The following is a 20,652-nucleotide window of genomic DNA, read 5'->3' on the forward strand; positions in this document are numbered from 1 at the left end:
CTCAAAAAATAAACCTTGAAAGGCAATTTACCAATCAAGGTTTCAAATACAACACATTATATCTTAGGTATATCAATCTCTTTGCCTGGTGACTTATTAATTAGAACGTCAGGAACTTCTGGATTATTCTTTTTTAACTTATACTTTTGAATTTTTGTTAATTCAGGGTCAAAGGAGATATCTTGTGATTTAAAGTCTAGGCTAAGTAGTTTACTATAAATCTTTCTTAAAAAATTTTTCCATTCCTCTAATGAAGAACTTGAAAATTCCTCTGAATTCTCTAACAAACGATAACCATCTGCATAATGAAACATTAATAAACCTGTTCCTAAATCACAAGCTTCATTTTCTAAAATAACTGTTGGTACATCAAATCCGCTATTCCAATTATAATTGGCAGCAAAGTAATGAAGTAATAAAGGGTTGTCTATATTCTTTAACTGGGTTACTACATAGCCTTTATCTGTATTATAAAGTAGCTGTTCAATGAAAATAATATCTTTTTCATCCATAAATACTTACCTCCTTACCTTATTTCAACATATAATTATTTACCAAACTGTTTAAGTTTCCTTTCCCAAAGTTCAACTGTTGCACCTTGACTTGGGTACAAAGGTAAACCTTTCTCTTGTAATTTCCTTAGTTTACTTTGTAAATCGTATACTTGCCTTTGCAAATTACCAACGCTTTGATTAATATCCATTTTGTTCAATGCTCTTTCAACTACTTCATTATAAACAGAATGGTACCCCCTGTGCCTAGACATAGGACTTATATCATTATCAGGCACTCTTAGAAAAACTCTATTCGTTGAGTCATCAAAATTCATTCCAACCTTTTGAATAACAGGATTATTTGCCATTTCAGATGGAATAATATGTTGTGCTTGATATCCACTCCACTTTCATTCAATTTTATTGATATTAAAGCAGATTCACTGCCTTCAAAAAAAATTAATTTGTTATCCTCAAATTCATCATAGATTTCTATATCGGGATAAAACTCAAACTCATTAACTCTCAATCGAAAATCTTTTACTGCATAGGGATCCATAAAACGATTAATATTAAACTCTGAACCTTTAATAAATTCGTATATGGCAAAACTATCATGAGTGATGAATTGCATAAGTAATATTACTCACATTGTCCCCATTATTTATCACTAAATTACCATATGTAAAATTAGATAACATCTAAAAAGAACGATTATCTCGAAAGATAACCGTTTATTAAGTATTTTTCACTTTATTTATCTGAGTTATTTTCTAACTCTTTTAAAAAATCTGGGTCAACCCATACTTTTTTCACATTGTATCCTTCTTTTGATGCCTTTAGGTCATCTCTCTCAATAGAACTTAAAAATCCATTAAATGTTTCTGCAATCAAATATAAATCATCAATAGTTATTTTCCCTTCTTCATAGTTAAGTTCTTCTTCATGATCCCAAAAGTAAACAAATCCATATCTATCTTTTGATAAATTTAAACATACCAAATTCCCCCCTGCATCTCTTCCAATTGGAATGCAAGTATTAGGAATTCTCTTTTTATATATGTCAAATTGGCTTAATAAATCATCACCTGCTCCTAATCCAAACATATATGTTAAAATAAACTTTTGTATTCCATTCTTTAAATAACTACTAATGTTATTTTTACATAGCCACCATTATGGTGTCGTAAAAATTCAATGTAATCGTTTGGTAACTCATAACCAATTTTCTCAGAGAATTTAATTAAGTCCTCTTTATTGAATCCTTCATTTGAAGCTATATTCATTATAAAACACCTCCACAATTTCTTTTAAGGTCTAATACCTTTATTTATCAGAGAAGCACCACCAGTATGCCTTACGGCTCCATGAATATCACTTGGAACCAACATCATTGTTTTTCCATCTTCAACGTGATGCCACGTGTATCCTGATGGAATATTTTTGAGACCAATTGCCTCATTTGCTTTTTTAAAATCAAAATAGTGATCACCGATTAATCCCTCTATTTCTATATTTGCTTTTGAATATGGACTAAAGTCAGGAAAGCCTTCTTTTGAAAATTTGACACCTTTAGGATATTTTTTACCTAAATCATCACTAAGTTTATAAACTTCTCTTGCATATTTCTTATTTATTATTCTAACTCCATCCAAAACATTGTCCGTACTCTTACTACTTCCCCCTTCTCCACCACCAAGACGCTTCGAAAACACATAATGATTACCACCAAGGGAATCATGTACAACGTAGACGTTTGGAAGGGGGGGATCCTTCAACCATTCTAGCGCAGCATTAGCTGTCCATGGCTCTTGCACTTTCGGGACAGTGACAGACGGTTTCGGACTGGAAAGAGTAGATTTCGTTACCATATGGCTTGAGGTTGCACTTATTCCTCCGGTAAAAAGGACACTTGCTGTTCCCAGGCTATTCAGCCAATGTTCTGGTGAATAGGCTTCCTCCGGGTTTACTGCATTTACGGCCATTTCACTTGTCCCCCCCATCGTAGCATAGTTCAGAAAATGAGGGTGAGATGGATCATTTTTCAATGTTTGATAACGCTCATCTAACCCTTTTCCCACACCTACCACTGCATCTGGAATCCCTACTGTGAGATAATTCGCAAAATCATAGAAGGAATCAAGCTTCTTTTCATTTCGTTCTTGAAAGGAATCTGCGACCGAATCACCGATGACCGTAAAACTGTCCCATGACTTGGTGGCAGGCTTTACGAAAGCTCCATTTAAAAATTCGCTAGCCGATGTTTTTACATTGGCAATATGGTCTTGGTAGGATAAACCAGCCTTATAGAGATAACGTTTGGTTACGTCTACCTGATGGGTAAACGTCTGCTGCCACCATCGGTTAGCCTGAAAAAGATGTTGATGAAGGCGAGCTTTGAAAAAGTGCTGGATACGTGCATCTAATAGCCTTCCTGCAACCGATGTCCTTTCAAATTGCCGCAATCCAACGGTCTGTCTGCTTTCTCGAGTATTCCTTAACGCTAAAAGAGATTGTCTTTCTCTTGCTTCTTTCGTCAGCAGCATTCGGTTAAAAGAAGACTGTTCTTTTGCTTTCGCTACCAAAGACATAATAAAAGGTAATTGCGCTTGAAAGCTATGGGCCACCTCTTTTTTGACGGAATGCTTGGTCACTTTCTCCATTAATACTTTAATTTCGTGTAAGGAGTTTTCCATCTGTTCCTTATCCCTACTGAAACCATGGGAATAGGCATTCAATTTACTTGAAGTGCTGCTGTTACAGAAGCTGTATCACGACTCATTTCTTGATAAAAAGCACTTACTTCCTCCATATCCACTCTCTGATTCGACATCTCACACCCCCCCACTTTTTTAAAGGAAATATCATCCATTACATATTTTAACATATAAAAGGTTTTCGCTTGTATAGGATAATAATCTCATTTTATGGGAGAGAGTCAGAATCAGTTATTTCACCAACTATAAAATTCAATTTATTTTATCGAACGAATGTTCTTGATTAAACTGATTAACTCTTGTATACTCCTTAATAAAGAGGTGATCCGTTTGGTTAACGATAGAGGGAATAAGAAATGGACTGCCCTAATGCTTCCCGAACACGTAGAGATATTGAGAAGCCTTGATGAAATGGAAAAGGATATGGAAAAGCCCATTTTATCCGTTGATCAATTAGAGGAAATGGAAACAACATTAAATGAAGCATTGGAGAACTCTCTGCCTGTAACTATAAAGTACCATAAAAATAAACGTATACATCAAGTAACAGGTAGTATTAAGACTCCGAAGAATGGTAAAATAACAATAGTTACAAGTGATGATATACTGTTCATTAACATTGGGGAAATAATAGGTGTAAATACTCTATAGGAGGCTTTTCATATGAGTTTAAAAGCAAATATCTATAAAATATTAAGAATTTGGAATGATGTTAATTCTGTCAGAAAAGGAAGAGTTGGAAAGAGGATTGGAAGACGTGCTTCGGGGGAAAATTGCAGGTAAAGCTATAAGGAAATTGTTCAAGTAGTCCTTGGTCCAAGGGGCTACTTTTTTTATGATATTTTTTGAATCCGCACACCGTCCTCTATACGTAAACAATTGTATTTTTGAGGGGGGGTATGACCCATATTATAGGAACCTTTTAGTAATTCTTTATAAAAACTTTAGAATTAACGCCTATACTGAATCTTGTCTAAATAAAATGTTATTCAGGAGGGATTTTGTTGGAAGAGTCCATTATTTTTACAATAGAGTCATGGTATGTGTTAGTTCCGGTTTTACTATTAGGAATGGTTTGGTTGATCATTTGGGCAAAGAGGCAAAACGGCAACATAAGCTTAGCTCAATTTGTTATTCTTATCTCGTTTGGGATATACTTACTTTGTGTTATTCACCTCGTATTTTTTCCAATTGATGTGAATATTGGCCAGTTTGCCAATCAAACACCGTGGTATAATACGATCAACTTCATTCCTATTTTAACCATTGATGTTGAGTCGTTTTTATTAAATATCATTATGTTTATCCCTTTGGGCTGTATATCCCATTTCTAAACAAAGCTGTAGCTTCTGTAAAACAGATGGCAACACTAGCGTTTTGTTTCAGTCTCTCCATTGAATTAGTGCAGCTAATTATTCGAGAGACGTTAGGAAGCGGGAGAAGTACTGATATTAATGACATATTAGCAAATACAGCTGGTGCTGTTTTTGGTTTCTTAATTGTAAAGAAATTGTTTAAGCTAAGCCTATTAAGAAATCTTCTTCAGAGATTTCAGCTCCAGCTAAAATAAGGGGGTCAAATACAGATGACTAAAGTCTTAATCGTAGATGACGATCAACAAATTGCTGATTTAATAGAGTTTTATTTGAAAAATGAAGGTTATATAACTGATAAAGCCATAGATGGGATGGCGGCTTACCAACTCTTGCAGCACACCACTCCAGATCTCATTATTTTAGATATAATGATGCCAAATATGGATGGGCTTGAGTTTTGCAAAAGAGTACGTGAAGATAGTCAGTTGCCTATTTTAATGGTTAGTGCAAAGGTTGCGGATATGGAAATCATTGGCTTAATGACAGGTGCAGATGATTATATGATTAAACCATTTAATCCTTTGGAGTAAACCGCAAGAGTAAAAGCATTGCTTCGTAGGTCTAATTATAAGCAAAATGAAAAAAGTGAGAATGTAATTCATGTTGGATTATTAGACATAGATCGGCAGAGTCATACCGTTACTGCAGATGGACATGTGATTAAGCTTACGGCACGAGAATTTGAGATTTTATATCTACTCGCTAAGCATCGAGGACGTGTGTACTCATCGGAGGAGATTTTTGAGAGGGTGTGGAATGAGCCTGGAGAAGGATCAAATCAAACCGTGATGGTCCATATTAGCAGCCTTAGGGATAAACTTGAAATGGCAATGCCAGGTGAGAAGGTCATTCAAACCGTCTGGGGAGTTGGGTATAAAATTGAAAAATAATGTGATGAATTTATTGAGCTTTCTGCCAAAATGGAAGATTTCTATGTATGTTCTCTGTTCTTTTATTTTAGCAGGTCTGACAGGAATTGTTCTCATGCCAGGTTTATGGTATTTAGAGGAAAACTCAAGGTTTTTTGAGAGTTTATTATTTATATTATCCTATTTTAGAGTATTAATTTTAGTCACTTTTTATATCATTACTTCCATTTTATACCTGTTACTCTTTTATCAATACGAGCGAAAACGATATCTTACTTTTATGATAACTAAAATAACAGAAGATATTCAACGGTTAGATAGTGAAGAACAACTGTCTACTGATTTGTTCATTCAATCTGAATTCAAAGAACTTGCTGAAGGGATTAAAAGAATCATTACTAATTCCCAGATAGCAATCGATGAGGTGAAACAGGCAGAGCAATTAAAAAATGATCTTGTTACAAATGTAGCTCATGATCTACGCTCACCACTTACCTCTATCATTGGTTACCTGGAATTAATTAACGATGATCAGTATCGAGATGAAGTGGAGCTTCGTAATTTTGTTCAAGTCATTCACGATAAGGCCTCAAGCTTGAATACGTTAATCAATGATATTTTGAATATACGTATATGCAAAATCAGCAGATTAAACTTCAAGAGGAATCGATTCATATTGAAGAAATGCTTAATCAATTAGCTGTTCAATCAAGAGTCCAGTTAGAAGAAGCAGACATGGAATTCCGCTTGTTTTCTTTTGTAGCAAACCCCCCCATTGTTGTTGGAGAGGGTGGAAAGCTGGCGAGGGTATTCGAAAACCTCATTCAAAATGCGATTCGCTATGGCAATGATGGTAAATATCTAGATGTAAAGCTACACGAAACAGAAAAAACAATCGAGATTGAAATCATCAACTACGGTCGACAAGCTATTCCTCCTTTAGAGCTTCCACATATATTTGAACGATTTTACCGTGTGGAAAAGTCACGTTCCCATTTCACAGGCGGTTCAGGCTTAGGATTAACCATCTCCAAAAGCATCATTGAACTTCATGGTGGTAAAATTGATGCTATGAGTATACCAGGGAGAACGGTTTTTATGATAACTCTTTTAAAACCAGTTCATCGACATAATTCATAATTAGGGATCTGACTCCTATACAAATACATATCTATAGTTCTTCTTGCATACAAATAACAGTAAGAAATTCATAGACTATGATCGGTTCGGGGCAGTAATTTGTAGTTTAAAACAAAGAAAAATGGACAGAATAATTAGCGAACCATTAATTTCATTAACTTAATAAAATTGACGTATTGCTAATGAACAAGCTATAATGGAGGTGTGGAGGTGTGTTTATTATGAGTTTAGCTGTTTATGAAGAGACTGGAAAAGACATTGCTCAGGCCTATAAAGAGCAGAACAAGCCAAAGATAGAAAAAGAAACCAGCTATATTCTTAGTCAGCTTGTTATGATGTTCATGAGTGTGTTTAGTGACCGAATTAAAAGCGTATATGTGAACATGCAGCAGCTTCATTTTAATGAAATATTTATTACATCGGAAGAAAACCGGACAGCCTTACTAAAATGGTTGGAGCAATTGGTTAAGATCGACCACCCCTACACCGATAATTATGAATTTGGCAAGTTAAAGGTTGATTTTGAACAATGGTATTATCAGATTGGTGGACGAGAGATTACTTTTGACTATCATCAATCCTATCTATTGAAACCATCAGAGGCGGCAGAGCAGCTTGAAGTTTCAACTGTAACATTAAATAAATATGTAAAACAGGGATTTGAATATATTAACAATAGTTCTCACCACCGAATTCCAAAACATATGATTCCGTTATGGCACGACACGTATATGCCATTAAAATACAAAAGATGTATCAACAAAAGAAGTTATGGAATCAAGAACCGAAAGAGCGCTTGCAGGAAGTTGTGGAAGAACTATTAGAATTTCAAATGAAATATAAAGCAGACACAGTCAAAGAAGCCTTCCCCACAGTAGATGGTAATGAAAAGGATGCTTTGTCAGACTATTACGAATGGGAAAGCTTAGAAGAAGAAGTTCGGGATTTAAAAGAAAAAGTATATGGAGATTGAAAGAATGAAGAGTAGAACATATACTGACGTTCACAAACTACTTCTTCCTGCTAACATCCCTGTTATATTAGAAGAATACAAGGATATTTTCGCAACCTATTCTTACGTACCTGGTAGAGAAAAGGTATACCCTAAAATAAAATTAACATCAAATGTATTATCGGTGTTATTTCCATTAATCGAACACCCGGTTTATGGAAAGACAGGATTACATGCCATTGAGAAGTATAAAGATGGCAGAGTAACAAAGTATATGTATCATTGGAAAATTATTATTCCAAGAAGAGGAAAACATAAACAGCACCTATCTGCATAGGGAAACGACCCACATGATTCAGAAAACACGCCACCTGAATTACGATTCAAATCCGAACCACATCATCATCACTACATTCCAGGTGATTGGAATAAAAGGCAAGATAATTGGAATGTATGGACATTAGATGATGCATTTCAGTTTGTTGCCTATTATATTCGAAGTGGGGAAGAATATATACCATAGAGAAGTAGAGTATTAGATTGCCAAGCGATTTCATGCTCTTTTTTTGAAATCCAATCAAACACTACTTACAAAAGCAACACGATTTAGCAGGATGTTGTAAAACAATGTTCACTAATACACTAAATACATGAACATGTATTCACATATGAATCAAAAACTCCCCCCCCGATTTTTGTTTTCATTTAACAAAAAACAGGAAGTGGAAGACAACTAGGGTCATCTATTCAACTGTACTCCCAGCGAAGACAATGGTATTTTCGGAGGGTCTGGCACCTATAACTTGATATCATGTAACATGACTGTTTTTATTATATCCATCCATACTTTTCACCTCGTAGTTTAACTATGGACATGAAAAGATAAGGCTAAAAGCGAATACCGTCTAAAGACGGCGGAGTTAGACCACGCATTTGGAAATTAAAAGAACAATAATTTCTAACCAAAAAAATTTATAATTAATTGACGAATTGGTCATAATTGAATATAATAAAAGCATAATAATTATTGAAGAACAATAATCGCATGGAATTCATATTTTAAAAATATGAACACTTCATGCGATTATTTTTATTTATACATAAATAAATCATATAATGATACTAACCTTCTATAACTACTCTGTTGATTATTGTCAAATTGGGCATAATGTTCAAATTCATTTTGCAAGAAGTCTCTAATTTCTTCAAGTGGCAACAATTCAAAGTTTTTTATAATCCACAAATAGGTTCTATATGAGTTCCCTTTATTACCAGCTGGCATATCTGCCATACTATGGCCGACTAATATATTTTTCAGTGATCTAATAATGCCAGAATTTAAATAATCCATTTTCTTCGAATGTGAAGAAACATAACTTGCAACATTGGGGGCTTTCTTCAATCTCTTCGCGAGATAACTTATTAAGATATTTATAAATCGGGATGATACGCTTTATCTTAAGATAAGATTCTTCATATGTTTCTTTAATTAACTTTTTTGAATTAAAATCTTTATTATCATACAATACATCCTCCAGAACTTCCTCAAGTGGCCTAAGATTATACCCGTAATTACTGTTAATGTCTTTTATATTCCCAATTGCAATAGCAAATTTTTGATCAGTTTGTTTCAACTTACTTATATCATCCATAAATATCGTCATCACATCTGTTTTCGCCTTAGATTCTACAGATTCAATCACAATATCTTTCACAATACGTTTTACTTGCTTGACTGTATTTAAATTCATTGCTGGAGTTAATTCATTAAGCTTTTGATATATCTCCAGATAATTATCCGTGCTAATAACAGTTAATGGAAAGGTAGTGGTTTCACCTTGATAAGATTTTGCATGAAACAGTAATTCTTTTTCCTGTATTTCTTGAACGCCTTTATTATATTCAAGAACATAAAAATGATTTTTCAGATTATCAATTTGATCTTTGGATAAACAACGAATTAAATCACTCAACGTTTGTTGCATATTAGGATCATTTATTGAATACCCTATAAAGATTACTGGATTTTCAGATATTAATGTAAGCAATTTTGCACTAAATAATTTTGCGTTTTCTCTAAAATTACTATAATCACTTTTTGTAATTACAATGTTATCCGGTTCAGTCACACAACCATGTATTTTATATAGTTCACCAAGTTCCATTGAATTAGGACTGAAAAGCTGTGGTTGACCAATAAATGTGCTATCTTTTGATAAATCAAATAAGTTTTCTATAAGATTATCATAATTGGTAGTGATGACAGACATTATCTTATTTTTCAACTCTTTAAATGCTTGTATTTCTTCTTCCTTTTCTTGAAGCAATTTCAACTCACTTAAAATCGTTGCTATACATTGTCTAAACGGATTTACTTCTTCTTCAATCCATCTGGGATATTGCTGTGCTAGTTCACTTTCATAATAATAATCATTGAATTCCATTTCCATCTCTTCAGCTATAATTGCGTTTATTTCTCCGTCACCTAATTTTCTGTGTTCCCTCTTATTTTTAATTTTTAATTTTAAAGTTTTATAATCTATTTCACGCTTACCCATGAATTGATAAACATTTATTAACAATGACTCCCAATCCGGTGAGTTTAAATAGCGTCGACTAAAACCTGAACCTATAAACAATACCGGCAGTTTGTTACCATTTACTAAATCATCAAAAGACAAATCTACTCAACCCCCCCTTTTAGCCCGTAATCTATAAGAATAGAACCAATCAAAGAACAGAATAATCCAAATCTAACATATCCAAGAACTAGTTTTTACTTCTAGTAAAATTTTAAGATTTTTCCCATACTTGTGCTAAAATATCGGATCATATAAGAAAGAAGAATTAGCATAAAAATGATCGTAACTTTCTATTTGAAAATTCCACCTCCTCAAAAATTTATATTTTAACTACACATTATAATAATAGTATTATTTTACCATATTTTCGAATTGAAGGTAGGATTTCCCAAATAAAAAGGCATCATACTTCTGGTCCTCACAATATTTTCACATAAATCTATTACCAAGTTTCATACCCTAATCACTTTTTAATGAAAGTTCCCTGTACAATTCTAACTAAAAAAAGATTGCACAAGTGCAACAAACTTTTCTTCATAGCAGTTAAACTCAATTTCAGCATATATAGGAATGAATAATTAGGGGGGGACAGAGAGCCTGCCTATCCTCTCGTCCCATTGCCCGCATCAGTTCATTGTATCTGGCTGTTTTTTCACGCCATTCAATCGATACATTCTACGAGCAGTGGAACACAAGTCATTCTCGCTAATAATAAAACACTTCTAATAGATCAATCCATTCACACCATTAAAAAACAATACAATCGTAAAGGCATGTGTAAGGTAGTGTTTGATCAAATGAAGTGAGTGAACCAAAAACATACCTCAGTGTAGATAAAAGCAAATAAAAATGCCTACCAACTTCCAAAAGAAATGAGCTGTAATTAACTTATATATTTATGCCCAATGATCCCAAATAATTCATACGCAATGCATTCGACTTAAAATCACATAAAAGTAACAATCCTGTCAAACAGGTTCGAATCCGCACACTGTCCTCCATATGTGAACAATTGTATTTTTGAGGGGGTCTGCACCTTTGAAATAATCTCCGCTTCACGGGATATCGTTTGCTCTTGACGGGAAATATCTTCTTCTTCACTGGAAAAGTAGCTCGCTTCACTGGAATTAATGTTATTTCCAGTGAAGCGAGCTACTTTTCCCGTCTACAGCACTACATTTCCAGTGAAGAGAATGTAATATTATACTAAATTAGATATGAGATGTTTATTTTCCAACATTTGGGGGGGCCAATGATAAATGCATGGATGGAACCCTTACCTGAAGTAGCATCAGAATGCATTAAGTCGACTTATATCAGATATTAAGGCAAGAGATTTTCAAAATAATACACGCTGCTTATAAAAATTTAAAAAACGGGACAGATAACCTATCCCAGCGGCTCAAAATGAAACACCGAGATACGTCCCCCCCTATGTTTCACCGCGGCTCACTTATTAGCTTTTTCTTGCAGGAGTTCTTGGATTATTTCTTTTACTTGGTCGCCGATTTCTTCATTTTCCAGGGCGAATTCTATGGTGGTTTTGATAAAGCCTAGTTTCTCTCCGACGTCATATCGTCTTCCTTCAAAATCGTAGGCAAAAACACGTTGATTTTTATTCAATTGCTGAATGGCGTCTGTTAGCTGGATCTCACCACCAGCGCCGATTTTTTGCAGATCTAAATAGTCAAAAATTTCAGGTGATAGTATATATCGTCCCATAATGGCTAGATTGGATGGCGCGGTGCCCTGTTTTGGTTTTTCGACTAAGTTCCTAATGGAGTACAGATCACCATTTTTTTCGGAGGCATCGACAATACCATAGCGATGCGTTTCATTTTCTGGCACTTGCTGTACACCAAGAATCGATCCACCTGAGCTTTCATATTGTTCGATTAATTGTTTCAAACATGGCTTTTCAGCTTTGACAATATCATCACCTAATAAAACAGCAAATGGTTCGTCACCGATAAATTTACGGGCACACCAGACAGCATGGCCTAATCCCAATGGCTCCTTCTGTCGAATATAATGTAAATCAACCTCGGAGGGTTGTTTTGTTTTTTCAAGTAATTCGAACTTTCCTTTTTTTATAAGATTATCTTCCAACTCAAAATTGTGATCGAAATGGTCTTCGATGGCACGCTTCCCTTTACCCGTTACGATGATGATATCTTCAATTCCAGATGCCACTGCTTCTTCCACAATATATTGAATAGTAGGTTTATCTACAATCGGCAGCATCTCTTTAGGCATCGCTTTTGTGGCTGGTAAAAAGCGCGTTCCTAGACCGGCAGCAGGAATAATCGCTTTTGTGATCTTTTTCATTGGAATACCTCCACTACCAAATTTTCGCACGGCTTATCTCCACTCCATTTTAGCATGATCATTATCCTTATTCCATGTTTAAGAATCCACTAACTCAACATGCCAGTCGTTCCTGTTCATTCATCGACAGGACAACCATTGGATATATCCGATCTCTCCTGATTATCTAAAGGATCTGGGTTGATCTCTTCCTTGTCTTCAACTTCCTACCAGTTGCCGATGAAGCATTTTTTGAAATACTCCTTTTGTGGTAGATAGTTGATGGTATTTTCCTTGTTGAATAATTTCACCATTTTCCAGCACAACGACCTGGTCTGCATCACGAATCGTTGATAACCGATGAGCGATGACAATAATCGTCAGCTTTCCTTTTATGCGTTCGATTGCTTCTAGAATATTGGTTTCGTTCTCCGTATCCAAGGAACTTGTTGCTTCATCTAATACCAATACAGAAGGTTTACGTAATATGGCTCGTGCTAACACAATTCTTTGGCGCTCACCACCTGATAGTTTTATACCCCCCCTATCCCCCCCAATAATCGTATCAAGACCGTCTGGAAGCTTGTTAACAAATTCGGCTGCAGAGGCAAATTCTAATGCCTCCATTAATGCTTCATCTCTAGCATTTGGTGCCACGATTAATAGATTCTCCCGAATCGTAGTATTAAATAAGAAAGGATCCTGCGAAACATAACTTAGCGAGCTTCGCAAAGCTATGATTCGGGTAGATGATAGTGATTGACCATCAACTTTGATTTCTCCGTCTTCAGGAAGATTAAGCCCCCCCATCAGCAAATCAATCAGTGTACTTTTCCCAGCTCCAGATTTACCGACAATCGCAGTGATTTTGTTAGCGGGAATAAACAAATTAATGTTCTTTAATGCAAACTCCGGCTTTTCTCTATCATAACGAAACGAAGCATTTTCACACGTGATACCTTCGACAATTTCTAAAGGTGCAACAGATGGATTAAAGTCTTCTTGGAACTCCTTTGTTTCACTTGTTTGCTTTTGTAATCCTTGGACTATTTGTAAAGAGGGAAGCGACATAGCGATTTGTTCCATTGAATTTTGCATACCAGCAACTCTTGGCCACAAACGTGAAAAAATAAGCAGAATTAACATTAATTGTGCTGCCTGTGCTGCAAACAGTTGGATAGCCACATACACAAACACCGCAATAAATACTGCTGAGGCAATTTTATAGTAGGCTTGTGACGTCGTCTTCACCCTGGTGAAATCGACATGTCGGTCTTGCATCTGTTTGGTAATGGAACGATACCATTCCATTCTTGGCTCTTCTAACGAATTACTCTTAATATCCTTCATTCCGTTAATTTGGTCTGTTATACCTGCTAAGTAACTTTTCCCTAACTCGACATTCTTCTTACCTAAGTGAAGAGATCGTCTTAAGAATTTAAAATTAATTAACATAAGGAATAACCCACATATTAAAACAAATGAGGTGATGGCAGGTGATAACCAAAAAGCCAATCCAATTTGCATCAATGTTATAATAAAGGAAGCAATTAAATTCAGAAACGATTGCGTACCGGCATTCGTTTTCGATATTTCCATCGTTAATATATGTATCAGATCAGATTTTCGGTTTTTCAAAAAAAAGCCCCAGTTTGATTTCAATAAAGACTGATACGTATTGATTTGCAAATAGCGCAAAAAGCCTTGCTGAATCTCCGAATTACGAATCGTGATATGGCGCTGTAGCAGATTCTGGCCGATCACAATTGCCACAAAAATGCTTAAAATGATGACTAATCCCATCGAAACGGAGAAGGAATCCAGGAATTGAAATACTTCCATGAAAGGTATTTCTTTCGCATTGATCTCAATAATTCCGCTCATACTAATCATCGGGATAAGAAGTAATATACCAATTCCGTTCAGCAGTCCTATGCCCATCATTGCTAATATATTAAAATATAACACGGCACCTGAGTATTCATGAATTTGTTTCAGAAAATAGACAACATGCTGCACCACGTTCACCCCCCACGTTCTATAATAACTACTTACTCTGCTTCCACTAAACCTTCATCCATCAACTGGCGAAGAAAAGCAATTGTTTGTTCCTCACATTGCTGTTGTTCTACTTCATATTTGGTCCGTAGAGTTGTAATGAGGTCTTCGATAGTGATGGGTTCCTTGATTTGATCCCAGATTTCTCCACCGAGCGCTCCTAAATTATAGTATTTGCCATTTTGAACACTCAGCATCACTTTTTCGCCATTCATATCACTGACAATGTTTCCTTCCATTTGTTTGACTGTCTGCTTAATTGAGAATTTCTCTACTTTGTTCATCGATCCATTCCTCCTTGTTAATCGTCGTTAATAGTACGTCCGTTAATTCTTCTGCGGTAAATCGGTTACTTGGTCGTTCCAATTGATAGAAATCAATACTGTTAGAAATTTTGGTTACGGTCTGAAAATGCCATTCCATAAGTCCAGCTCGTTTAATAAGGAAATTTCGGTAGGTATGTTTATAAAGAAGATAAAATTGCTGTAATTTTTCGACTGGATTTATTTGAATGTGATCATCTAACGTCTTTGTAACTTCAAAAACTCCTGCAAGTGGTAATTTTTCAAAACAAAACTGATTAGTAACTGGTACCCCAAACTTAGTATCACGAAAAATAATTGGCTTCAACCCACTTGTATCTCTGCCGAAATGTTCAAGCGTTTGGGTCCATAGTTTCTGATGTGGATAAGATGGAGTAACGATTGGTTTATCTTCATCGGAAAAGGTAATTGGAATCACATCATCACTTAAAAGTCGATAGCCTCTTTCCATAAATGCCGAAGCAAGAGTGGACTTTCCTGCTCCTGAATGACCAACAATAGCATAAGCTCGTCCTTCAATTTCAATCGCACTCCCATGTAATGGAATAATTCTTCGTTGCATGAGCAGTACACCCATACATGTGCCAAGCAGATAAAGGCGTAAATTGTCAGCTTTGTTATCATCTATAGGTGACACCGTAATCTTTGAGCCATGTTCCATCATAAATATGGCGGTATCTGGTACATGAAACAATACTCTTTGTTCTTTCACAACAAAATGACTGGTAGTTTCTTCGAATTCATCCCACACATCGAGTTCTCTTCTTTCAATAATGACATCGATTTATCTCCGGTATCTCTGATTACCGTTAACTCAGGTAAGATAAAATCACTCTTAATGTTGAAGCCAAATGCATGATAAAAATTTGTTTCATCCTTATACATTGTGAAAGTCACTCCTTTGGAAGTAGTATACTTGCATTTGAAAGTCGAGATTTATCAGGTAATTAATGGTGCACTTCCTTATCCAAAAAATTTGCAAACACTCCAACTACAGTAAAACTTTTCATCCCTGTAACCCCCCCTGTAACATAATATGGCCCACTTCTCACCCATGCGTGTGCAACCATTTTTTGCTTATTATCCTTTGCAGTACCGAGATAAATAGTACTTTCTATTCCCCTTCGCTCAAGCATTTTCATGGCAGCAATTGCTTGCACGAGGCATGCACTTTGCCATATCGTATATTTACTCATAATCTGAATGGCTGTGGATACATCTTTTAGATCAGACAGGTTACAGTTGGTATCCCTATCAGTCTCTATCGCTTGTTTTCCTAACCCTTTCGCCACTTGACTAAAAGGTAGTGATTTTAATACTCTTGCTCTTCCTAAATGTATATAAGCTTCCATATATAAGAGCTTTCTATTTAGTGGTAAAGATAGAAATCGAACAAATCTTTTCACTATTATTTCACCCTTATCGAATATATTTATCTTTCATTATTTAACGTAATTTTTAACAATTTTATTCTTTATTAAGAACAATTAGTGTAAAAAATACAAAAGTATACCTTTTAGAAACTAAATAATGAAATATTTTTTAGATAAAGAAACCCTTCACACTTACCATTAGAAGGGTTTCTTATATAATTGCTTGGTATTACTTATTAACTAGCATGAATTTCTCCTACTTCATCAATATCACTGAAAGTAAAATCAACAAATTTATATCCTGGTCCCAACATTGTCTCCTTTACATCAAGTACTTCCAACTGTGGCGCATTCCATTCTTGTTTCATGTATATCACCTCCTTTAGCTTCAAATCTATTCAAAAATCTGTATACAATTAACGCCCGCATCATTATCCTGTATTCAGGATCAAATGCTTTATCTGCAGACGGTGTTGCTTCCATTTTTGCAAGTATCTTATTCAGCAAGTCCATATTAAAATAGGTAGCACAGATTGGGTCACGAACTAACCGTTTAAACTCTGCAACTAATTCTCCCATACTGGTTGCATTCGGTAGAGCCAATCTGCCGCTTGTATCCCACGGACTCGCTGATTTAGCCTGATCTTATCTGGTAAATATCCCTTCGTTGCATTCCTGATCAATGCACGGTCTAATCCATTATTAACAAATTGATCATCAGGTAAAGACAGACAAAATTGGATTACACGCAAGTCGTTTGTCGGATCTCGATCCCACATTCCATATTTAAGTGATTGCTTCGTAGCAGAAGTTCCTGTAACATTCCACATGCATGATTGTGTAAAATGCATCTGTCGAATCTCATCATTTTTTAAACCATCTGTGTTTATATCACTTATTCTCTCAAAAGCATCTGTCTCTGCAGCAAAGCTCTTATTGATTAATTCTGGAAATGTGAATAGATTCTTAGTTGGTTCTAGAAATGGAGCCACTCTTTTTCCAATTGAAAATAATACTCGCTTCTGACTAACCGAATTATTTCCACTATATAACTTTACTTCTTTAGAAAGTTTCATCCATTTAAACTGACGAATCAAATTACTATAATAGTCCAATGCTTTTCCCCACGATATGGTGAAGTTTCCTCTAGCTCCATTCAATAATACCTTCACGCCATGATCTTGCGCTTGCTCATGGATTCCCTTTAACCAGAAAGAGTTTTCAAAGAACTTATACGGCATCTCCATGATGTCAAGCCATTCATCAAGTTCTGATAAAGGACTTTTCTCATCAAATGAATAGTAATTCGAATTTATTCCTCCTAGATAATCAACGGTGTTTTTATATAGTCACTTTCATTTGCTAACATATAAGAGGGTGTCCAATCTTCGAATTTCTCGCCAGGAATATAACTATAGGTATTCAATGGCCTATTTTCTTTCTTTAGTGTTCTACTAGCAAAGCCTATAACCGAACCAGAGTCTAATCCGCCACTTAATTGAGCACCAACAGGACCTATCGAACGGAGACGGGCATCCACTGCTTCTTGATAGACTTCCTGGAATGCTTCTACATAATCCTCCGTTTTTTTAAATTTTATTTTTTTATCCAGTTGCAATGGGCTATAAGGGCTTACTGTGGTGCGGTCAGACGTGACAGTTATGGAATGGGAAGGTGGAAGTTGTTTAATATTCTTAATGACTGAAAGAGAGGAATCCACTGTATCAATCATTTCAGGGATAGCCAAATATTCAGCTAGCCATGTTTCATTCAGTTGGTTTTGAATATATGGTAATTGTAATAACGGTTTTATGGCAGTACAGAATGCAAAATGCTCTGCATCATTATAATAATAAAGTGTTCTCATTCCCGAAAAATCTCTGGCACCAAATAGTTTTTGTTGCCTTTCATCCCAGATAAGAAATGCAAAATCACCAATTAAGTATAGAGGAGTGTCCTCCCCCCCCACTTGAAGTAAGCTAATATTATTAACTGACTATCTGGCATGAGCAGTCTATTGCTTTTATCAATTTGTAAACGATCGAATAATTCCTTGCGATTGTCAATAATCGCATCAGCTGTAATTGCCAATCGCCGCTCGCTATCATAAAAAGGGATACGCTCATTGATCGATTCAGGAGTAATCGATTGTAATGCACAACCTAAGAAAATAGAGTCACCAGTCCATACATCGGTCTTATCTATGGAGTATTGACTTAACTTATGCATCATCCTATTACAATCTTCCATGTTTATAGACCTTTGTTTCACATTAAAGATACCTGCTATTGCACTCATTACAATCCCTCATTGAATAGTATATTTTATGACTATTAAGCTATTGAATCTTCTTCATTTTCCGATACGACCAGATAAAAGGACGCAAAGGAAAGTACAGGAAATGTAAAGGCTTTGGTAATGGTAAAGCAATTGCATCTTTGGAACTTGGATACATTCGATTCATTATCATTAACACATTTTGCCTTTTAGTTCTTAAGGTATTTAAATAATTTATATATTCATTAAAAAATGCCTTTGAGTTTTCTTGCGAATGAGGTATTAACCCTCGATTAATAAAATAAAGAGCTTGCTGTGATAGTTTTTTTTGGTCACTATTCTCACTTATTAGTTCTTGAAATTCTTTCTTAACTTTAGTATCAAATAAAGATGCACATAAAATCATTGCTTGTCCATATGATCTATTAGCTTCATATTTATTTAATAAATTTAACAAGATCGTATAATTAAATTCCTTCGTTACCATTTTATCAATATCTATAAGCCACCTTAATCTAAACCAGGCATGCTTTGCCCCCCCATGTGTAACGAGGTGAAAAAATAGATCCTCGTTTCCTAAAAAGTAAATGGGTATATCTGCAATATAACTTGTATTTTTACGCATCCATAAATCTTTAAACTTTGGTTCCGATCCCATATCAGGATTTAAATTCATGTGTATTTCTACTTGAATATGCTTAGTTGGATGAAAAAATGATAGATGATGTAATTTAACTTTCCAATCATTAAGAATTCTCGGACCGTGAAATTCCAATTGGTAGCCTAAACTATAAAGAAGTTCCTCAGATTGTTCTATTTTATAGTGTGGTACTAGTAGATCAATATCTTTTGATGTGCGTTTAGATACATCTCCATATAGATAGTCCGCAAGTACAGGTCCTTTTAATACGAGAGAAGGTATATTATTATTTTTAAGAGTCTGAGTCACAGTCGTTAATTCTGCTGTTAGGGTCAACATATTTACTGTATTTCTAGAATATAAGTGATTTAAAGTATCTATAACAACTTTAGGAATATTAATAATACCTTTTGTAGATACTTTTTCATAAATTATTGGGTAAACACGATGATGTTTTGCTAAATAAATAAACTCTTTCCAGTCTATATCATCTAGTAATTCACTATTTTCTTTTAAATAATCAGAGACATTATCGATCTTTATGATCGCTAGTATTAGTCTAAGTTCTTTGGACAATGAACTTAGCTCAAGTTTATTAATTTGCATGGTGATTTTCTCCCCCTAATGACTCCAACTTTCGGTTTAGAGTGATGCTTTCTAAAATAAATAATGGATTTCTCTAAACATTTAATAAAGAACCATCCTAGTGGAAACTCCTCTTTATGTTCTTAATAAAGAACATAAAGAGCTTTTTTTACCATGCCTATGTATTACAGCATGGATTAATTTCCTTTTATAAAGTTATTTAAATAATAAAATCTACTTGACTGCCTTCAAGTTTTTCATTAAAAATTTTACGATCTGTTCTCATAAAAAGTAAAGAGTTAAATTGTTTAGATAGATTTATAATAACAATAAATCTAAAAAATCACAACTAGTTTTTAAATAATGTATGTGTCAAGTTTTTCTCGGTAAGGTAGAAGCCCCAATAGATCACGCTTTTTCATTTCGTACACTTTAACTGGGAATTTACTTCGGTGCTACCGCGCTGTCGCTTGGTTTCCACTCGATAGAGGTAACCTTCTTTCAGAAGCTAACCTCCATCGAGCGGTTAACGGAAACTCTTCAATAATTGGCCTCTAGCACTCGAATGCGCTGTATATAAACTAATCGATCCTTGCTTCACTCCAATCGATGGATGCGTTTCTTGCTTCAAATAAGTGGACATACGAATGACTTGCTTTACTTTCCTTTGCTCTCTTACACTACGTTTCTGCCCTTTAAGATAAGCTTTTCGTAACGTGTGATTCAACATCCCTTGCTTTATCTTCACCATGACTTCTGCACCCTCATCACTCCAATGCATTCCTCGCTTCTTCATTCGGTACGTGACATGACGTTGATGCGATTCCATTCCTCCTAATCGACGTGCTCCTTTCGGTGGATGCTTTACCACTGTGCGCCAATCCTGTATGCGTGACCAGTTATGTAAAATATACTGTTTAAATTGTCTCACTTTCTCCATTTTCGTATCGTCTTCTAAC

At 35.1% G+C, this 20,652-nt stretch carries 25 protein-coding genes and 3 pseudogenes; 10 read left to right on the top strand and 18 right to left on the bottom strand.

What is annotated here, in order from left to right; genetic code table 11:
- Nucleotides 1-56 precede the first annotated feature (56 nt).
- From JCM21714_RS14500 to JCM21714_RS22080, 6 genes and pseudogenes are all read right to left on the bottom strand, one after another.
- On the bottom strand, nucleotides 57-512 hold the full coding sequence (locus tag JCM21714_RS14500) for a DUF4274 domain-containing protein (protein ID WP_035725424.1): 456 nt from the start codon (nucleotides 510-512) through the stop codon (nucleotides 57-59).
- Between the two features lie 35 nt (nucleotides 513-547).
- Nucleotides 548-862 (bottom strand): AHH domain-containing protein, encoded by a 315-nt coding sequence (locus JCM21714_RS14505; protein ID WP_235182916.1) that lies wholly within the window; start codon nucleotides 860-862, stop codon nucleotides 548-550.
- Nucleotides 826-1,095 (bottom strand): annotated as a pseudogene (locus JCM21714_RS14510) (hypothetical protein); the annotation flags it as partial. The pseudogene JCM21714_RS14510 and the gene JCM21714_RS14505, both read right to left, overlap by 37 nt.
- 152 nt (nucleotides 1,096-1,247) lie before the next feature.
- Nucleotides 1,248-1,601, bottom strand: a complete 354-nt coding sequence (locus JCM21714_RS14515) for an SMI1/KNR4 family protein (protein WP_268748363.1) — start codon at nucleotides 1,599-1,601, stop codon at nucleotides 1,248-1,250.
- Nucleotides 1,602-1,633: 32 nt separating this feature from the next.
- Nucleotides 1,634-1,780 carry an SMI1/KNR4 family protein gene (locus JCM21714_RS23190; protein WP_268748364.1) on the bottom strand — a complete coding sequence of 49 codons (147 nt, stop codon included), beginning with the start codon at nucleotides 1,778-1,780 and terminating at the stop codon, nucleotides 1,634-1,636.
- 24 nt (nucleotides 1,781-1,804) lie between these two features.
- Nucleotides 1,805-3,190, bottom strand: a complete 1,386-nt coding sequence (locus tag JCM21714_RS22080; protein ID WP_084040855.1) for an HNH endonuclease — start codon at nucleotides 3,188-3,190, stop codon at nucleotides 1,805-1,807.
- A 351-nt stretch (nucleotides 3,191-3,541) separates the two neighbouring features.
- On the opposite strand from JCM21714_RS22080, the gene JCM21714_RS18725 reads away from it, so the two are divergent.
- The 9 genes and pseudogenes from JCM21714_RS18725 to JCM21714_RS18730 all read left to right on the top strand — a co-directional run bounded on the left by JCM21714_RS18725 (nucleotide 3,542) and on the right by JCM21714_RS18730 (nucleotide 7,885).
- Nucleotides 3,542-3,862: a YolD-like family protein gene (locus tag JCM21714_RS18725; RefSeq protein WP_052000762.1), complete on the top strand. Its 321-nt coding sequence runs from the start codon at nucleotides 3,542-3,544 to the stop codon at nucleotides 3,860-3,862.
- Nucleotides 3,863-4,215: 353 nt separating this feature from the next.
- Complete coding sequence (locus tag JCM21714_RS22085) at nucleotides 4,216-4,545, top strand: hypothetical protein (protein WP_235182917.1); 330 nt, start codon at nucleotides 4,216-4,218, stop codon at nucleotides 4,543-4,545.
- Between the two features lie 26 nt (nucleotides 4,546-4,571).
- On the top strand, nucleotides 4,572-4,781 hold the full coding sequence (locus tag JCM21714_RS22090) for a VanZ family protein (RefSeq protein WP_235182918.1): 210 nt from the start codon (nucleotides 4,572-4,574) through the stop codon (nucleotides 4,779-4,781).
- Nucleotides 4,782-4,796: 15 nt separating this feature from the next.
- A pseudogene (locus JCM21714_RS14535) lies at nucleotides 4,797-5,477 on the top strand (response regulator transcription factor).
- The gene (locus tag JCM21714_RS22095; protein ID WP_235182919.1) at nucleotides 5,467-6,156 is read left to right on the top strand and encodes a histidine kinase dimerization/phospho-acceptor domain-containing protein; all 690 of its coding nucleotides are present in this window, start codon (nucleotides 5,467-5,469) and stop codon (nucleotides 6,154-6,156) included. Before JCM21714_RS14535 ends, JCM21714_RS22095 begins: the two are co-directional and overlap by 11 nt.
- A complete protein-coding gene (locus JCM21714_RS22100) occupies nucleotides 6,090-6,596 on the top strand; it encodes a sensor histidine kinase (protein WP_235182920.1) in 507 nt (168 codons plus the stop codon). Before JCM21714_RS22095 ends, JCM21714_RS22100 begins: the two co-directional genes overlap by 67 nt.
- 221 nt (nucleotides 6,597-6,817) lie before the next feature.
- The gene (locus JCM21714_RS14545; protein WP_052000763.1) at nucleotides 6,818-7,420 is read left to right on the top strand and encodes a MerR family transcriptional regulator; all 603 of its coding nucleotides are present in this window, start codon (nucleotides 6,818-6,820) and stop codon (nucleotides 7,418-7,420) included.
- Nucleotides 7,405-7,569 carry a hypothetical protein gene (locus JCM21714_RS20220; RefSeq protein ID WP_158413532.1) on the top strand — a complete coding sequence of 55 codons (165 nt, stop codon included), beginning with the start codon at nucleotides 7,405-7,407 and terminating at the stop codon, nucleotides 7,567-7,569. The genes JCM21714_RS14545 and JCM21714_RS20220 overlap by 16 nt, the downstream gene beginning before the upstream one ends.
- Nucleotides 7,570-7,573: 4 nt before the next feature.
- Nucleotides 7,574-7,885, top strand: a complete 312-nt coding sequence (locus tag JCM21714_RS18730) for a hypothetical protein (RefSeq protein ID WP_052000764.1) — start codon at nucleotides 7,574-7,576, stop codon at nucleotides 7,883-7,885.
- Nucleotides 7,886-8,638: 753 nt separating this feature from the next.
- Here JCM21714_RS18730 and JCM21714_RS14555 read toward each other — a convergent pair.
- Both JCM21714_RS14555 and JCM21714_RS14560 read right to left on the bottom strand, forming a co-directional pair.
- Nucleotides 8,639-8,839, bottom strand: a complete 201-nt coding sequence (locus JCM21714_RS14555) for a hypothetical protein (protein WP_148295052.1) — start codon at nucleotides 8,837-8,839, stop codon at nucleotides 8,639-8,641.
- A 31-nt stretch (nucleotides 8,840-8,870) separates the two neighbouring features.
- A complete protein-coding gene (locus JCM21714_RS14560) occupies nucleotides 8,871-10,229 on the bottom strand; it encodes an SIR2 family protein (protein ID WP_035725429.1) in 1,359 nt (452 codons plus the stop codon).
- Nucleotides 10,230-10,747: 518 nt separating this feature from the next.
- Here JCM21714_RS14560 and JCM21714_RS14565 point away from each other — a divergent pair.
- On the top strand, nucleotides 10,748-10,936 hold the full coding sequence (locus tag JCM21714_RS14565) for a competence protein ComK (protein ID WP_052000765.1): 189 nt from the start codon (nucleotides 10,748-10,750) through the stop codon (nucleotides 10,934-10,936).
- A gap of 643 nt (nucleotides 10,937-11,579) precedes the next feature.
- Here JCM21714_RS14565 and galU read toward each other — a convergent pair.
- From galU to JCM21714_RS14610, 10 genes and pseudogenes are all read right to left on the bottom strand, one after another.
- Nucleotides 11,580-12,458, bottom strand: coding sequence for a UTP--glucose-1-phosphate uridylyltransferase GalU (gene galU / locus JCM21714_RS14570; protein ID WP_035725431.1), 879 nt, complete (start codon nucleotides 12,456-12,458; stop codon nucleotides 11,580-11,582).
- 198 nt (nucleotides 12,459-12,656) lie between these two features.
- The gene (locus JCM21714_RS14575) at nucleotides 12,657-14,456 is read right to left on the bottom strand and encodes an ABC transporter ATP-binding protein (protein ID WP_035725433.1); all 1,800 of its coding nucleotides are present in this window, start codon (nucleotides 14,454-14,456) and stop codon (nucleotides 12,657-12,659) included.
- 32 nt (nucleotides 14,457-14,488) lie between these two features.
- Nucleotides 14,489-14,779, bottom strand: coding sequence for a lasso peptide biosynthesis PqqD family chaperone (locus JCM21714_RS14580; RefSeq protein WP_035725435.1), 291 nt, complete (start codon nucleotides 14,777-14,779; stop codon nucleotides 14,489-14,491).
- Nucleotides 14,751-15,569: an HPr kinase/phosphorylase gene (locus JCM21714_RS14585; RefSeq protein WP_235182921.1), complete on the bottom strand. Its 819-nt coding sequence runs from the start codon at nucleotides 15,567-15,569 to the stop codon at nucleotides 14,751-14,753. The genes JCM21714_RS14580 and JCM21714_RS14585 overlap by 29 nt, the downstream gene beginning before the upstream one ends.
- Nucleotides 15,527-15,703: a hypothetical protein gene (locus tag JCM21714_RS22105; RefSeq protein WP_235182922.1), complete on the bottom strand. Its 177-nt coding sequence runs from the start codon at nucleotides 15,701-15,703 to the stop codon at nucleotides 15,527-15,529. The genes JCM21714_RS14585 and JCM21714_RS22105 overlap by 43 nt, the downstream gene beginning before the upstream one ends.
- Before the next feature lie 62 nt (nucleotides 15,704-15,765).
- Entirely contained in the window at nucleotides 15,766-16,170 is a 405-nt protein-coding gene (locus tag JCM21714_RS14590; RefSeq protein ID WP_084040857.1) for a lasso peptide biosynthesis B2 protein, read from the bottom strand.
- Nucleotides 16,171-16,427: 257 nt separating this feature from the next.
- Entirely contained in the window at nucleotides 16,428-16,559 is a 132-nt protein-coding gene (locus JCM21714_RS19920) for a paeninodin family lasso peptide (protein WP_035725439.1), read from the bottom strand.
- A gap of 22 nt (nucleotides 16,560-16,581) precedes the next feature.
- A pseudogene (locus tag JCM21714_RS14600) lies at nucleotides 16,582-18,489 on the bottom strand (asparagine synthase-related protein); the annotation flags it as partial.
- Between the two features lie 40 nt (nucleotides 18,490-18,529).
- Nucleotides 18,530-19,714: a nucleotidyltransferase domain-containing protein gene (locus JCM21714_RS14605; RefSeq protein WP_035725441.1), complete on the bottom strand. Its 1,185-nt coding sequence runs from the start codon at nucleotides 19,712-19,714 to the stop codon at nucleotides 18,530-18,532.
- 505 nt (nucleotides 19,715-20,219) lie between these two features.
- Nucleotides 20,220-20,652 (bottom strand): UPF0236 family transposase-like protein (locus tag JCM21714_RS14610; protein ID WP_200868461.1); only part of this gene is annotated, 433 nt, incomplete at its 5' end.

It is taken from the genome of Gracilibacillus boraciitolerans JCM 21714 (genome assembly GCF_000521485.1).
GTDB lineage: Bacteria > Bacillota > Bacilli > Bacillales > Amphibacillaceae > Gracilibacillus > Gracilibacillus boraciitolerans.